Here is a 14,506-nt window from a genome sequence, read left to right on the forward strand (position 1 = left end):
CGATCCTGGCCTATGGGGCGTCCCACTCGCAATGTTTCGACCCAGTCACCCAAGACTGGCATATGCCTGGCTGGTAGGCGTAGTTGGCAATACGACAGACTGGCGACATGTCCTACTACCCAGTGCCCACCGTTCGACGCAGGCGCCTGGGCTCCACGCTGCGGAAGCTGCGCACGGACGCGGGGATGACACTGGACGCGGCGGCCGCGGCGCTCAACGCGGCCACGAACGGGTCGGCCGACGCCCGCCACTGGACCGCGCCGAAGCTCTCCCGGATCGAGAACGCCAACGCCACGATCCGGGCCACCGAAGTCGAAACCCTGCTGAGGGCCTACGCCGTCACCGACCCCACCACCCGTATCGCCCTGGAGGGGCTGGCCAAGGACGCGGGAAAACGCGGCTGGTGGCAGACCTACCGTGGGGTTGTCGCACCCGCCTACGCCGACTACATCTCGCTGGAGAGCGACGCGGAGAGCGTCCGCGACTACGCCCCGCTGATCGTCCCCGGTCTGCTCCAGACGCCGGACTACGCCCGCGAGACCATCGCGGCGAACGCCATGGCCCGCACCGCCGCCGAGGTCGACGCCCTCGCCGAGGTCCGCCTGGCCCGCCAGGCCGTCCTCACCCGCCCGGCCCGGCCGCTGCGACTGTGGGCCGTCATCCACGAGGCGGCACTGCGCCGCCGGTTCACCGGCCGGCCCGGCATCATGACCGCCCAGCTGCGGCGGCTGCTGGACGTGGCCGAGTGGCCCACGGTCACGCTTCAGGTGATGCCGATCGACGCGGCGCCCAACCCCGGGGACTCAGGCGCGTTCACACTCGTGGCCTTCCCGGGTCCGATGCCGGATGTGGTCACCCAGGAGAACCTGCGCGGCCCCTCGTACGTCGAAGGAGTGGATGACGTCAACGTCTTCGCCGACGCCTTCGGCCATATCGTGAACTGCGCGCTGTCCACGGATGCGACGAAGGCCCTCATCGCTGATCTGGTATGAGAAAGAGGGCCCCCACATATGAACACCTCTGACATGAACGCGTTAACAATGACCGCCCACCGCCGCCCCCACTGGCGCAAGTCCTCGTACTCCGCGGGCGAGGGCCAGTGCGTCGAGGTCGCCGCCGTCGGCGGCCGGGTCCGGCTACGGGAGAGCGACGACCCCGGCACCGTCCTGACCACCGTGCCGGCGGTTCTGGCCGCCTTCGTCAGCGGCGCGAAGGCGGGCGCGTTCGACGTCTGATCGGGCGACGAGGGTGTGGTGCCGCCCTGGGGCGGCACCACACCAGCGCTGTCGGTGACCGTCAGAACTGGACGTCCGAGCAGGCGTAGAAGGCGTTCGAGGTGTCCGCGACGGTCCACACGGCGAGGATGACGTGTCTGCCGGTCTTACCGCTCGGGAGGGTGCCCGAGTGGGAGAACGTGAGCGGCGGACGCTGGCCGTTGTACGGGACGGTCAGGAAGGGCTGCGACTCCAGGTTGGCCCGGGTGATCTTGGAGCTGGGGTTCCAGCCGTTCTTGGTGATGTAGTACTTGAAGTCCGTGGTCGCGTGGGAGACCGTGAACTTCCAGTTGAAGGTGTAGTTCGCCCCGGCGGTCAGCTTGGTCGCGGGCCAGCTGCCGCCCCGCGGGTCGTCCAGCTGGGCGAACCGGCTGTTGCCGCCCGCGCAGATGGTGCCGTCCGCGGGACCGCCCGAGGGGAAGCCCTTCGGCCCCTCGACGCTCTGGGGCTCGTACTGGACCTCGCCGCAGCCCGTCACCGTGCCGTTGGCGCACAGCTTCTGGCGGCTGATGGGTGTGTCGGTGTAGCCGTGTCCGGACGCGCTGCCGCCCGTGGCGAGGACGGAGATGGCCGCGAGACCGATGCCGATGACGGCGGCGCTGATCTTCTTGCGCATGCTTCGCTCCTGAAGACGTGGGGAGTGCTTCGACGAGCCGTGCACGGCGGTCTAGACCAGCTTTGAGAGTAGCCAGGACAGAATGGTCATGTCCATACCAATGTCGCGCGGCTTGTATCCGGTCCGGGGCACCCTTCGGGGTCGGGTAGGATTTCCACGTCAGCAGGCGCCGCTAGCTCAGTTGGTTAGAGCAGCTGACTCTTAATCAGCGGGTCCGGGGTTCGAGTCCCTGGCGGCGCACTTGGTTCACGCCACTGACCGGGCTTCCCGGTTTCCGAGAAGCCCCAGTCGCTTTTCCGCGCACTTTCCCGGCCGCCCCAACGGCGGCCCGGAACGGCCGGGAGCCCCGGCGCGTCGAACGCGCCGGGGCTCCTCTTATCTCTCCGTGCTCAGTCGCAGGAGGGGCAGGGCGTGCAGGCGCGGACCGTAACGTCGTCGATGACTGGTCCGTAGGCGGTGTTCTGCGTGCTGGCGAACGCCAGCGTCGTGGAGGTGCCACGGGCCACGAAGACCACCTCCCGGGTCACATAGCCCATGTTCGTCACGGTCTTGCCCGTGACGTCGAAGCTGAAGTCCTGGAAGTTCTGCCCGTCCACCAGCACCTTCCCGGTCCGCACGGCCGGGCCGCCCCCCGGGTTGCCGGCCAGGGAGTACGTCACCACGTACCGCTTCCCCGGCACCGTCGTGAAGGTCTGCGCCACGGTGCCGGCGGTGCCGCCGTTGAGGTCCACGGACTGGTCCCCCTCGGCCGCCTGCCAGTAGCCGGCCCCGATGTGGTCCACGTTTCCGGCCGTGACCTTCCACGGCCCGATGGTCCCCCCGGTCCCCACGTTCGTGAACGTGTTGGCCGCCACCCTGGGCGTTTCGAAGCTGCCGTCGTCGAAACGGCTGAGGCTGACGGCGGCGGCCGAGGCGGCGCCGATCCCCGTACCGGCCAGCACGCCCGCGACGGCGACCGATGCGACAAAGATGCGAATAGGCGACAAGTTCCCCTCCAGTACGACACAAGCGGCAATCAACCGATGTGACTGCGCAGCCGAATCTTCCGCACCGGGAGGGCACACGCCAGAGCCCGGCCCCCGGCGTACCGGGGTGCGGATGGGGGCGGGCGCCCGCGATGCGCTGGTGGCTCGCACCGGCCGCCCCTCCCTCCCTGGTGGGGTGCGGAGGTGCGGGGTGCGGGGGTGCTCGGCTCGGTCGGGTGCGGCTTTCGTCTCGCGCCTTCGGCGCAATTGAGCAGCGGCGGCGGGGGTGGGGGGCGCGGCACCGCCGCCGGGCGCCGGGCCCGTGGATGTGGGCGCCGGTGACGGCATCCGTGCTCGGGGGCCGGGGCCGTCGCCGGGCCGCCGGGCCCGTTTCCGGGGGGGGTGGGGTACCCCTCTGGAAGACGTTTGACAAATTAGTTGCGTTAGATCAAGCGTTTTGAAGGGGGGTACCCCGAGGGGTCGCACTCCGGAGCGGTCCGGGCCCCTCACACCGCCGAGCCGCCACGACCCCGGCACCCGGCGGCCCGGCGGCCGGCGACGCGACCCGCGCCCCCCACCCCCGACCCATGCTCAAAGTCACCTCGCCTCGGTGATCCGTGCCCATACGGTCTTGCCGGGGCCCCGTCGCTCCCGGATGCCCCAGCGGTCCGCCAGCGCCTCGACCAGCAGCAGGCCCCGCCCCTCCTCGTCCTCCGACGTGGGCGCCTTCGGCACCGGGCACTTCTCGTGGGTGTCGCTCACCTCGATCTCCAGGACGCCGCGCCGCTCGTCGTACGTCAGCCGCACCGCGAAGTCCCGCCCCGGTACGCGGCCGTGCAGCACGGCGTTGGCCGCCAGCTCGGCGACGACCAGGACCGCCGCGTCATGGCCGTCGCCCCCTGGCGACAGCCCCCACGCGGTGAGCTGGTGCACGGACAGCAGCCGGGCGAGCCGGGCACCGCGCCGGGTGGCGGAGAATCGCTGCGCGAACGTACGTACGGTGACAGGCACTTGGCCCTGTGGTGCGCTCATGGCGGAAGCGTCCCGGCCACGCGGCGGCCACTGCCAGGCACGACACCCACCCAGTTTCGCTTGTACCAGTTCACGGGGTGGACTGGCCCGGTCACCGCCCGTGACGATAAGGGGATGACAAAGGACAGCGAACCGGAAACGTCGGAGAGCCTCAAGACCTTTGGCGCGGTACTGAAAGCACTACGGGACGAGGCGGGGCTGACCCAGGAGCAGTTCGCGCCACGCGTCCGGTACTCGGCGACGTACGTCGCGAAGATGGAACAGGGCAGGCGCTTCCCACCGAAGGAGTTGATCCCGCGCACGGAGGAGGTCCTGGGCGCCCCGGCCGCGAGGGTTCTGGGCGCGGCGTACCGCACGTTGACGCGGAAGGTGGGGCTCGCCTCGTGGTTCTTACGGTGGGCGGGGATCGAGGAGGAGGCGGTCACGCTCCTGACGTATGAGTGCGCGGTCATCCCGGGCCTGCTCCAGCCCGAGCCCTACATCCGCGCGGTTTTCGACCGCTACCTCCCGCACATCTCGGAGGAGCAGTACGAGCAACAGGTGGTCGCGCGCCTGGCAAGACAGCGGCTGCTCAAGGATCGACCGAACACCGCATTCTGCTTCATCGTCGAACAGGCTCTGCTGGAGCGGTACTTCGGCGGACGAGAGGTCACCGCTGCCCTGCTCGACCACCTGCTTGAGCAGCAGTGCCGCCGGAACGTGGAGATCCAGATCATGCCGCTGCGGCAGGAGGACCACTCCGGCTTCGAAGGGCCCATGTGCCTTGCGGAAACGGCTGATCACCGGTGGGTCGGCTATATCGAAGCACACGACAGCAGCGTCCTGATCACCGAGCCAAAAGCCGTCAGTGCGATGTGTCAGCGCTATGGCAAACTGCGCTCACAGGCTCTGAGCCCTCAGGACACCACGAGCCTGCTGGAGCAGATGCGAGGAGCGCTATGAGCAGCAGCACCACCGGCTTGAAGTGGTTCAAGAGCAGCTACAGCGGCGGCGGGGGCGGCAACTGCGTCGAGGTCGCGTTCACCCAGCTCGACTGGTCCAAGAGCAGCTACAGCGGCGGCGGGGGAGACAACTGCGTCGAGGTCGCATTCACCGAGCCCGGCTGGTCCAAAAGCAGCTACAGCGGAAGCGGGGGCGGCAACTGCGTCGAGGTCGCCATACGCACCACCGCCGTCCACATCCGCGACTCCAAAACTCCCCAGGGCGGTCGGCTGACCGTCACCCCCGCCGCCTGGGCCGCCTTCCTCGCGCACCTCTGATCGTCGCGCGCCGCCGCCGCTAAGCTGTTCGGATCGGAGGTGGCGGTGGCGGCGGCGCACATTCAGGAACGCATCAAGCGGCTGATCATCGACCAGCGGCTCCCCTCGGGCGCTCCGCTGCCCACCGAGACCGAGCTGATGGAGCTGCTCGGCGTCAGCCGTAACTCCGTGCGCGAGGCGCTCAAGGCGTTGCAGGCGATGGGGATCGTGGAGATCCGGCACGGCTTCGGGACGTACGTCGGGGCCATGTCGATGGCGCCGATGATCGAGGGGCTGACCTTCCGTACCGTCGCCGGGCACTACCGGGGCGAGGACAGCCTGCTCCAGCTCCTGGAGTTGCGCGAGGCCGTCGAGACGGGGCTGATCGCGCGGCTGGCCGGGCGGATACCGGAGGCGGATCTCGCCGAGCTGGAGGCGGTGGTCCGGCGGATGGAGGCGGAGGCGGCGAAGGGGGCCGTACGGGCCGAGACCGACCGGGCGTTTCACGCCGCGCTCTACGGGAGCCTGGACAACACGCTGCTGAGCGAGGTGCTGGAGGCGTTCTGGGACGCCTTCCACCGGGTGCGTACCGACCTCGTGGACGTGCCCACCGATCCGAGGGTCACCTGCGAGCAGCACCGGGAGATCCTGGAGGCGGTGCGTTCGGGGGACGCGCTGCGGGCCGAGGAGGCCGTCCGGGACCACTTCGGGAACATCCGCGAACGACTGCGTTCGGCGCATCGCGAATAGCCCGAGCCCACGCCTCGTCCCGGCCTTCTTCGGCGGGTCGCTCGCCTCTTTCTCCTGGTTCGTCCACAGTCGTCCATGGATGACCGATTCCGCAGCCGGCCCTGGGGGACGATAAGAAGTGAAGTACCGACCGAGTCGCCGCACCCGCCGCTTCGGGTTCGGTGCGGCGGCTGTCATCGTGCTGGCCGGGATGAACGGCCCGGCCGTCTACCGTTTCAGTTCGCACAAGTACCGCGCGTACAAAATCAACCAGCCGGAGTACAAGGCGAAGAACGGCCACTGGGATGTGGTGAACGTTCCCGAGGAATACCGGATCAATACGATCCATGCCGCCCTGCTGCACACCGGAAAGGTGCTGCTGCTGGCGGGGTCCGGGAACAACGCCAAGAACTTCGCGGCCAAATCCTTCCGCAGCGTCCTGTGGGACCCGGCGCGGAACACCTATACGAACATTCCCACCCCACAGGACCTCTTCTGTTCCGGGCACTCCCAGCTCCCGGACGGAAAGCTGCTGGTGGCGGGGGGTACCCAGCGTTATGAGAAGCTCAAGGGGGATGTCGAGAAGGCGGGCGGACTGATGTTCGTCCACAACGAGGACCCCGACAAGCCGAAGACGCTCCCCGCCGGGACCCGCTTCACGGGGAAGAAGAACGGCAAGACCTTCGTGTCCAAGGACCCGATCCTGGTTCCCCGCGCCAAGAAGACCACGCACCGCAAGGGGAAGGTCACCGTCACCGCGAGCACGGCGCGGGTTTATGTGGAGGCGCTGCGCAAGGGACCGAAGTACCAGACCGGGACCGAGGACTATTACCGGATCGCCGGGCTGAAGGGCAAGGACCGGCAGAACTTCTACGGCATCGCGCAGAAGCTGTCGTTCGACAAGAAGGACTTCCAGGGCATCAAGCAGGCGTATGAATTCGACCCGGTGGCCGAACGCTACATCCCGATCGACCCGATGAACGAGGCTCGCTGGTACCCGACCCTGACCGCCCTCCAGGACGGCAAGGTGCTCGCGGTCTCGGGGCTGGACGAGATCGGCCAGGTGGTGCCGGGGAAGAACGAGGTCTACGACCCCAGGACCGGCACGTGGAAGTACCTGCCCAAGCAGCGCTTCTTCCCGACGTATCCCGCGCTGTTCCTGACCGACAAGGGCCGGATCTTCTACACCGGTTCGAACGCCGGATACGGCCCGGCCGACAAGGGCCGCACCCCGGGCGTCTGGGACCTGAAGAGCAACACGTTCCGCGAGGTCCCGGGCATGAGCGACGCGGACGCCCTGGAGACGTCGATGTCCGTGCTGCTGCCGCCCGCACAGGACCAGCGGTACATGGTGCTGGGCGGGGGCGGGGTCGGCGAGGACCCCAAGTCCACGGCGAAGACCCGGATCGTCGATCTGCACGATGACGAGCCACGGTTCCGAAACGGTCCGGATCTGTATGCGAAGGTGCGCTATCCGAGCAGTGTGATCCTGCCCGATGACACCGTTCTGACCACGAACGGTTCGGGCGACTACCGGGGCCGCAGTGACACCAACGTGCTCAAGGCCGAGCTCTACGACCCGAAGACCAACACCGCGCGCAGGGTGGCCGACCCGCTGGTGGGCCGCAACTACCACTCCGGAGCGCTGCTGCTGCCGGACGGCCGGGTCATGACCTTCGGCTCGGACTCGCTCTTCGGGGACAAGGCCAACACCACCCCGGGCACGTTCCAGCAGCAGATCGACCTCTACTCCCCGCCGTACCTCTTCCACGGCTCCCGGCCGGAACTCGATGGGACCGGGCCCAAGGTCGTCAAGCTCGGCGCGAAGGCGACGTACCGGACCGCGGACGCGTCGGAGATCGTCAAGATGCGGCTGATCCGGCCCGGCTCCTTCACCCATGTGACCAATGTCGAGCAGCGGTCGATCGCGCTCGACTTCAGGCGGACGAAGGACGGGGTGACGGTGAGACTGCCGAAGGAGTCGTCGCTGGTGCCGCCGGGGTGGTACATGCTGAGCGCGGTGGACGACCGGGGCACACCGTCGAAGGCGGTGTGGGTGAAGGTGCGCGCGAAGAAGTGAGCGCGCCCGACGTCGGCCAGAAGGCTCATTGGGCGTTGCGGGCGAGATCGAGCGCGTACCGGGGCCACCACCGACCCGCGGTGGGACCGCCCTTGCAGGTGCCGTCCGACTCGCCCGGACGCTTGATCCACAGATAGGCGTCGACGCGCTTGTCCCCGGTGTCGGTGGTCGGCCTCTCGCCCAGCGCCCGGCCCTTCGGATTGCACCACGCCTGTGGGTCGTTCTTGCCGGGGGCCGGGCCATTGCCGTTACGGCTGGTGTCGATCACGAAGGGCTTGCCGCCGATCAGCGCGGACAGCCTCTTGCCGTACGCCCTGTTCGCCTGGGTCGTCTGGTAGTTGGAGGTGTTCAGCGCGAAGCCGTCGGCCTTACGGATACCGGCCCGCTTCAGCGGCTCGACCATCCGGCGCGGGTCCTTGATCCAGTGGGGGTTCCCGGCGTCCAGATAGACCGTGGTGTGCGGCAGCCCCTTGAGCTTGTCCACAGCGCTGGTCAGTAAGTCGTACCGCTCCTGGTGGAACCGCTTGGGCGTACAGCCGTCCACCACATGCGGCAGCGCGTCGGGCTCCAGGACGACGGTCGCCCGCCGGTCGCCGATCCCCCGGACCGCCTTGTCCAGCCATGCGCGATAGGCGCTGCCGTCGGCCGCGCCGCCCTTGGAGTACTGTCCGCAGTCGCGGTGCGGGATGTTGTAGAAGACCAGCAGCGCCTCCCGGTTCACCTGGTCCGCGGCCTCGGTGAAGCCCCGCGCCCGCCGCTCCGGATCGGCCGCCCCGAGCCACTCCGCCACGGGCTGCTCCGCGATCTTCTGTACCAGCCTGGCCGCGCCCTTCGCCCCCTTCTTCCGATACGCCGCCACCTGCCGCGCCGCGCTGCCGCTCGGGTTCACCCAATAGGGGATCGTCGCCTTGGGCCGCTGCTTCGCCTGCCCGGCGAGGGAGACGTGGCCGCCGTCGCGTTTCGAGGGCCCGAAGCATCCGGAGACCGCCGCGAGCGACAGCACCACCCCGGCGGCGGCGAGCGCGCGGGGGCGGGGGTGGCGGCGGAGGCACACGGTGTCGTCCTAGTGCGCGTTACGGCTGCCGGCCGACACGCGGCGAGGGGAGCCCGTGGTGCCGGTCAGGTAGGCCGAGACGACGACGTTCGCCGAGTACGTCTTGGTCGAGCGGTTGAACTTCCCGCCGCAGGTGATCAGCCGCAGCTCCGCACGGTCATGGGAGCGCGACCCGTACACCCGTCGCGCGTCGAACCGCTTCGCCGGCACGACCTCGACGTCCTCGACCGTGAACTCCGCCGTCGTACCGTCCGACCGCGCGACCCGCACCCGCTCCCCCCGCTTGAGGTCGCCCAGCCCGTGGAACACCGCCGGCTTGGACTTGGTGTCCACGTGGCCGACCAGCAGCGCCGTGCCCGGGGAGCCCGGCTCGGGACCGGCGCGGTACCAGCCGACCGCGCCGGGGCGGCTGTACGGCGGCGGCTTCACCGCCCCGTCGCGGTCGAGGCCGCTGGCGACGATCGGGGCGCGGACCCCCGCCGCCTCGATCACCACCCGCTTGGGCCGGGCGGCCGCCAGCGGCGTATGCGCCGGGGGCAGCGGATGGGAGGGCGGCCGTCCGACCGCGGCCACGTCCCCCGTCGTCGGCGCCGGAACGCCCGCGCCCTCCGTGGTGTCCCGGCCCCACATCCACAGGCCGAGCAGCAGCACCGCCCAGGCCGTCCCCATGGCCAGCCGGCCGAGGCCGGCGAAGCGCCTTCCGTTCCCGTCCATGCCGGTCAGCCCGCGGTCCCGGAGGAGGGACGGCGACGGCGGTGCACCGCGAGCCCGCCGACGGCCACGGCCGTACCGCCCGAGAGCGCCAGGCCGTACGCCTCCGCACCGCCGATGTCGTCACGCGCCCGCTCCTCCGCACCGGGCGCGGTGCCGCCCCCGCCCGCGCGGACGGGCGCGACGGGCGAGGGCGGGCGTTCCACGGCGAGGGCCCGGCCGCAGTCCACGGTGACCCGGTGCGCCCCCTTGGCCGCCGTCGAGCGGATCGTCGCCTCGCTGAAGAGCGCGTCCCCCTCGGGGGTCAGCTCCGCGTCGTCCACGAACACCGGTGACGAGGCCGTGGCCACCCGGTCCGGACAGCCGAAGGCCCAGACCTCGACCTCGGCGCCGGGGGCGAGGGCGCGCGGACTGACCCGGATCGTGGTGGTGGCGGAGTACCGGGCGTCGGCGAGGGCCGGAGCGGCGGCGGCCGTCACCGCCACGACGGCGGCGCACACTGCTGCGGTGCGGAGAGTGAGGGCGACGATGCGCATGGTGAGAACCTCCTGATACCACGAGGCTCACGCGCCCGGCAGGGGCCCGCATCCGCTGCGGGCCCCTGCTACGCCATACGGGGAGAACCCGTCGAGGTCACGCGATGCGTTCCACGAGGTCCGCGATGGAGTCGACGACCGTGGACGGGCGGTACGGGTACCGGTCCACGTCGTCCGCCTTGGTCACCCCGGTGAGCACCAGGAAGGTCGCCATACCGGCTTCGAGCCCCGCCCGCACGTCCGTGTCCATCCGGTCGCCGATCATCGCGCTGGTCTCGGAGTGGGCGCCGATGGCGTTCAGCCCTGAGCGCATCATCAGCGGATTGGGCTTGCCGACGAAGTAGGGCTCCTGGCCGGTCGCCTTGGTGATCAGCGCGGCCACGGAGCCGGTGGCGGGCAGCGCGCCTTCCATGGAGGGGCCGATCTCATCGGGGTTGGTGGCGATGAACCGCGCACCGTTGTTGATCAGCCGGATGGCCTTGGTGAGCGCCTCGAAGCTGTACGTACGGGTCTCGCCGAGCACCACATAGTCGGGCTCGACATCCGTAAGGACGTAGCCGATGTCGTGCAGCGCGGTGGTCAGCCCGGCCTCCCCGATGACGTACGCGGTGCCGCCGGGGCGCTGCTCGGCCAGGAACTGGGCGCTCGCCAGCGCCGACGTCCAGATGTTGGCCACCGGGACGTCGAGCCCGATCCGGGCCAGCCGGGCGTGGAGGTCGCGCGGGGTGTAGATGGAGTTGTTGGTGAGCACGAGGAAGGGCAGGCCGGCTTCGCGCAGCCGCTTGATGAAGGCATCGGCACCGGGCACCGGTATGCCCTCATGCATCAGCACACCGTCCATGTCGGTGAGCCATGACTCGATCGGCTTGCGCTCTGTCACTGGTTGCTCTCCGCTCGGAATCGGCCTCTGACGACCACCTCAGCCTAACCGGGGAAGGGCCGGCGAGACCGGCCGCGTCCGGGAGCGCGGATACGTTCGCGAGCCGTTCGCCGGCCGTTCCAGGGGGGCCAGCGGTTCCAGCGGTCGTGGTCGTTCCAGCGGTTCCCTCCGTTCCAGCGGTTGCGGCCGTTCCATCCGTTCCAGCGCGACAGATCCGCACAGGTGTCTGATCCTGAGGGAGGGGCGGATTCCGCCCTCCCTGGGATACCTGGCACGAGCCGGACCGTAAGGAGGCCGCGATGGGCATGATGGACAAGATCAAGGGCGCGATCAGCAAGAACCCGGACAAGACCCGGCGGGGCGCTCGTAAGGGAGCCGAGACCGCGGACAAGAGGACGGGCGGCAAGTACTCGGAGCAGATCCAAGGCGGCTCGGACAAGATCGACGACGAGCTGCGCCGCCGGGGCGAGGGGCCCCGGGGCCAGTAGCTCGGCGCTTCAGGCCCCCGAGCGCCGGGACTTCACGACGAGGACGGTGCCGCAGGTCACGAGCGCGGCGCTGATGACGCCGAGCCCCGCGAACAGGGCGGTGTGACGGCCCGTCGCGGCGAGCTCGGGCATCCGCTCCCGTTCGCGCTCGTGACCTCCGTCCTCCTCTGCTTCTTCGTCCACTCCCTCCTCCTGACGGCCGTCGGTGCCGGTGCCGGTCTCCGGGACGGTGCTGGACTCGTCGGCTTGGGGCTCCTGTCCGGGGTCGGTCTCGGTGCCGAGGTCGGTCTCGGTGCCCGGGTCCAGGTCGGATTCGGCGTTGGGGTCGGTCTCCGTGCCCAGTTCCTCGCCTAGCTCCTCGGTGTCGGTGTCGAGGCCCTCTTCGTCGAGGTCAAGGTCGAGGTCGGTACCGGCATCGGCCTCGGTTTCGGTACCGGGGTCGGTTTGGGCATCGACGTCCGCACTGGCGTCCGCGTCGGTGTCGGCCTCCACCTCCGCGTCCGTCTCCGTCTCCGTGTCGGCGTTCACGTCCGTGTCGGCGTCCGCGTCGACCTCGGTGTCCGTCTCGGGCTCGGTCCCGGTGTCCGTCTTGGCGCTGGGCTCGGCGTCGATGTCGGCCTCCGTACCGACGTCCGCGCCCGCCTCCGTGTCGGCGCCCGCCTCCGTCTCGGCGTCGGCATCGCTGTCGGCACGGGGCGGCACTGCGGCCGGACGGCTCTCCTTATGGCTTGGGCTTGGGCTGGGGCTGGGGCTCTCCGTGCCGGTGCTGGTGCCAGTGCTGGTACTCGCGCTCGGCGTCCGGCTCGGCGAAATGGACCGGGTCTTGCCGGGAGCCCGCGTCGGAGCGGCCGTAGGGGTCCTGGAAGGGGTGGCCGACCGCACGTCGGGCTGCGTTCCGGCATCCGCATCGGTGCCGGAGGCGGTAGCGGCCCCGGCGGCGACACCGGTGTCCGCCTCCGTATCGCCACCGGCATCCGTACGCGCACCCGTCGTACTCGCACCCGCGCCCGCACCCGCACCCGTGCCCACATCCGCACCCGTCGTCGCCCCGGCGATACGGAAGTCGTAGTCGTTCGACTGCCCCACCCAGTCGCCGTCGTCCGCGCGCCGCTGTACGGCGATGGCGTTGGCCGTCACCGGCCCCTCGGGCGCGTCCGCGGTGAAACGCGTGCGCACCCGGACGTCGACGGTCTTGTGCGCGGGCACGGTGAAACCCTTGAAGTGGTCGTCGAAGACCCCGATGTTCTCGTCCTCGTCCGTCGTCTGGAACGACACCGGCCGCCAGGTGGCGCCGCCGTCCGCGGACGGGTCGAGGAACTCGAAGTCGATATGGCGGGGCCGCAGTTCGCGGCCCTGGTCGATCAGGACCGCGATGGGGTGGATCGCGCGGCAGCCGGTGTCCGTGGCGTTGCGCAGTTCGAGGTGCCAGCCGTGCCAGCCGCCGCCGCGTGCGTACTGGTCCGGTCCGTCGCGCAGGCGGGCTTCGATCGGGAAGTCGGTGGCGTTCCGGTCCCCGCAGGTGGCGGGGAGGGGCGCGGCGGCGTACGCCGGAACCCCGTACAGGGCGGGGGCGCACGCGAGCGCGGCCGCCGGAAGGACGGCTCGTAGGGACAGTGCGGTGGGCAAGCGCATGAGTGACCTCTGCTGTGCTGCGGTTCATCCCCGAGCACTCCGCTACATTCCGCGTCCGCACTCCGACACACCGCACCAGGGCCGGATTGCCCCCGACTGGCCGTCCGGATCCCCCTCGATCAGCCCAGTGCGAACAGCGGTGCGAGCACCAGCCGGGCGGCGCCCTCGACAACGGCCCGCCCGCCCCGCTCCACGACGCCGACGGGCACCGTGGGGCGGCTGGTGCGCGCGGAGTCCTCGGCGAGCATCGCGGCCACGCCGCGTACGTAGGGGCCGGGGTCGGCCAGCACCACCCGGCCGCCCAGGAGCACCCGGTCGATGTCGAGCAGCCGTACCAGGTTGGCCGCGCCGACGCCGAGCAGCCGCGCGGCGCCCGTACGGTCGCCGCGTGCCACGGCGGCGAGGCACAGCGCCTCCAGACAGCCCCGGTTGCCACAGCCGCAGGGCGGCCCGTCGAGCTGGATCACCTGGTGCCCGAACTCCCCCGCGTCGGTGCGCGCCCCCCGGTACACGCCGCCGCCGAGCACCAGCCCGGCGCCCAGGCCGGTGCCCAGATGGAGATACGCGGCCGACTCGGCGGTCTCGGCGGTCGTGAGCCCGAGCGCGGCGGCGTTGGTGTCCTTGTCGAGGACGACGGGCAGGGCGAGCCGCTCGGCGAGCGCGTCGCGCAGCGGGAAGCCGTCCCACTGGGGAAAGCCGGTGACGCGGTGCAGCACGCCTGAGCCGTGGTCGAGCGGGCCGGGTGCGGCGACACCGACGCCGAGCGGTCCGCCGTCCGCCCCATCCCCGCCTCGAGCCGGCGCGGCGTCCGCGTCCGCGAGGAGCGCCCTGACCTCGGCCGTGGCCGCCCCGACCGCCTGCTCCGCCCCCGCGCCGAAGTCGAAGGGCGCGGTGCGGGCGGCGACCGGTGTGCCCGCGAGGTCGACGAGGACCGCCGTCAGCTCGTCGCGGTCGAGGTGCAGCCCGATCGCATGGCGGGCGCCGGGGACCAGGCGGAGCGCGGTGGGCGGTTTGCCGCCGGTCGAGGCGCGCTGCCCGGCCTCCGCCGCCAGGCCCTCCGCCCGCAGCCGCGCCGTGATCTTGCTGACGGCCTGGGGGGTGAGGCCGGTGCGGGCGGCCAGCTCCAGCCGGCTGACGCCGTCCTCGCCCGCGTCGCGCAGCAGGCGCAGGACGAGCGCGGCGTTATGGCTGCGCAGGGCGGACAGATTGGCTCCGGGCCCGGCCACCCCCGACATCGTGCTGTTCACCCACCCATTGTGGGCCTCGCTTGC

Annotated in this window: 16 protein-coding genes and 1 tRNA gene; 8 read left to right on the forward strand and 9 right to left on the reverse strand. The window is 70.6% G+C overall.

Annotated elements, in window-relative coordinates:
• Nucleotides 1-107 precede the first annotated feature (107 nt).
• Nucleotides 108-992, forward strand: a complete 885-nt coding sequence (locus PS467_RS16440; RefSeq protein ID WP_311035925.1) for a DUF5753 domain-containing protein — start codon at nt 108-110, stop codon at nt 990-992.
• A gap of 33 nt (nt 993-1,025) precedes the next feature.
• Nucleotides 1,026-1,235 carry a DUF397 domain-containing protein gene (locus PS467_RS16445; protein WP_268972274.1) on the forward strand — a complete coding sequence of 70 codons (210 nt, stop codon included), beginning with the start codon at nt 1,026-1,028 and terminating at the stop codon, nt 1,233-1,235.
• A gap of 61 nt (nt 1,236-1,296) precedes the next feature.
• Here PS467_RS16445 and PS467_RS16450 read toward each other — a convergent pair whose 3' ends face one another.
• Complete coding sequence (locus PS467_RS16450; protein ID WP_311035926.1) at nt 1,297-1,890, reverse strand: lytic polysaccharide monooxygenase auxiliary activity family 9 protein; 594 nt, start codon at nt 1,888-1,890, stop codon at nt 1,297-1,299.
• 166 nt (nt 1,891-2,056) lie between these two features.
• On the opposite strand from PS467_RS16450, the gene PS467_RS16455 reads away from it, so the two are divergent.
• Nucleotides 2,057-2,130: transfer RNA gene (locus tag PS467_RS16455), tRNA-Lys, on the forward strand.
• Nucleotides 2,131-2,279: 149 nt separating this feature from the next.
• On the opposite strand, the gene PS467_RS16460 is transcribed toward PS467_RS16455, so the two are convergent.
• Nucleotides 2,280-2,876 (reverse strand): choice-of-anchor C family protein, encoded by a 597-nt coding sequence (locus PS467_RS16460; RefSeq protein WP_311035927.1) that lies wholly within the window; start codon nt 2,874-2,876, stop codon nt 2,280-2,282.
• A 576-nt stretch (nt 2,877-3,452) separates the two neighbouring features.
• Nucleotides 3,453-3,887 carry an ATP-binding protein gene (locus tag PS467_RS16465; RefSeq protein ID WP_311035928.1) on the reverse strand — a complete coding sequence of 145 codons (435 nt, stop codon included), beginning with the start codon at nt 3,885-3,887 and terminating at the stop codon, nt 3,453-3,455.
• A gap of 114 nt (nt 3,888-4,001) precedes the next feature.
• Between PS467_RS16465 and PS467_RS16470 the strand changes: the two genes are divergently transcribed.
• From PS467_RS16470 to glxA, 4 genes are all read left to right on the forward strand, one after another.
• Entirely contained in the window at nt 4,002-4,829 is an 828-nt protein-coding gene (locus PS467_RS16470) for a helix-turn-helix domain-containing protein (protein WP_311035929.1), read from the forward strand.
• The gene (locus PS467_RS16475) at nt 4,826-5,146 is read left to right on the forward strand and encodes a DUF397 domain-containing protein (protein ID WP_311035930.1); all 321 of its coding nucleotides are present in this window, start codon (nt 4,826-4,828) and stop codon (nt 5,144-5,146) included. Before PS467_RS16470 ends, PS467_RS16475 begins: the two co-directional genes overlap by 4 nt.
• Before the next feature lie 45 nt (nt 5,147-5,191).
• Nucleotides 5,192-5,875: a FadR/GntR family transcriptional regulator gene (locus PS467_RS16480; protein WP_311039879.1), complete on the forward strand. Its 684-nt coding sequence runs from the start codon at nt 5,192-5,194 to the stop codon at nt 5,873-5,875.
• Between the two features lie 118 nt (nt 5,876-5,993).
• Nucleotides 5,994-7,934, forward strand: a complete 1,941-nt coding sequence (gene glxA, locus PS467_RS16485; protein ID WP_311035931.1) for a radical copper oxidase GlxA — start codon at nt 5,994-5,996, stop codon at nt 7,932-7,934.
• 25 nt (nt 7,935-7,959) lie between these two features.
• On the opposite strand, the gene PS467_RS16490 is transcribed toward glxA, so the two are convergent.
• The 4 genes from PS467_RS16490 to PS467_RS16505 all read right to left on the reverse strand — a co-directional run bounded on the left by PS467_RS16490 (nt 7,960) and on the right by PS467_RS16505 (nt 11,115).
• Nucleotides 7,960-8,988, reverse strand: a complete 1,029-nt coding sequence (locus tag PS467_RS16490; RefSeq protein WP_311035932.1) for a glycoside hydrolase family 6 protein — start codon at nt 8,986-8,988, stop codon at nt 7,960-7,962.
• A gap of 9 nt (nt 8,989-8,997) precedes the next feature.
• On the reverse strand, nt 8,998-9,702 hold the full coding sequence (locus tag PS467_RS16495) for a class F sortase (RefSeq protein ID WP_311035933.1): 705 nt from the start codon (nt 9,700-9,702) through the stop codon (nt 8,998-9,000).
• 5 nt (nt 9,703-9,707) lie between these two features.
• The gene (locus PS467_RS16500; protein WP_311035934.1) at nt 9,708-10,235 is read right to left on the reverse strand and encodes a hypothetical protein; all 528 of its coding nucleotides are present in this window, start codon (nt 10,233-10,235) and stop codon (nt 9,708-9,710) included.
• Nucleotides 10,236-10,332: 97 nt separating this feature from the next.
• Complete coding sequence (locus PS467_RS16505; RefSeq protein WP_311035935.1) at nt 10,333-11,115, reverse strand: HAD-IIA family hydrolase; 783 nt, start codon at nt 11,113-11,115, stop codon at nt 10,333-10,335.
• A gap of 299 nt (nt 11,116-11,414) precedes the next feature.
• On the opposite strand from PS467_RS16505, the gene PS467_RS16510 reads away from it, so the two are divergent.
• Nucleotides 11,415-11,603: an antitoxin gene (locus PS467_RS16510; RefSeq protein WP_268972286.1), complete on the forward strand. Its 189-nt coding sequence runs from the start codon at nt 11,415-11,417 to the stop codon at nt 11,601-11,603.
• Between the two features lie 9 nt (nt 11,604-11,612).
• Here the strand turns inward: PS467_RS16510 and PS467_RS16515 are convergent, their stop codons facing one another.
• Both PS467_RS16515 and PS467_RS16520 read right to left on the reverse strand, forming a co-directional pair.
• Nucleotides 11,613-13,235 carry a hypothetical protein gene (locus tag PS467_RS16515; protein WP_311035936.1) on the reverse strand — a complete coding sequence of 541 codons (1,623 nt, stop codon included), beginning with the start codon at nt 13,233-13,235 and terminating at the stop codon, nt 11,613-11,615.
• 119 nt (nt 13,236-13,354) lie between these two features.
• A complete protein-coding gene (locus PS467_RS16520) occupies nt 13,355-14,470 on the reverse strand; it encodes an ROK family transcriptional regulator (RefSeq protein WP_311039880.1) in 1,116 nt (371 codons plus the stop codon).
• Between the last annotated feature and the right edge of the window lie 36 nt (nt 14,471-14,506).

This window comes from Streptomyces luomodiensis (genome assembly GCF_031679605.1).
In the GTDB taxonomy this organism is placed as follows: Bacteria; Actinomycetota; Actinomycetes; order Streptomycetales; family Streptomycetaceae; genus Streptomyces; species Streptomyces luomodiensis.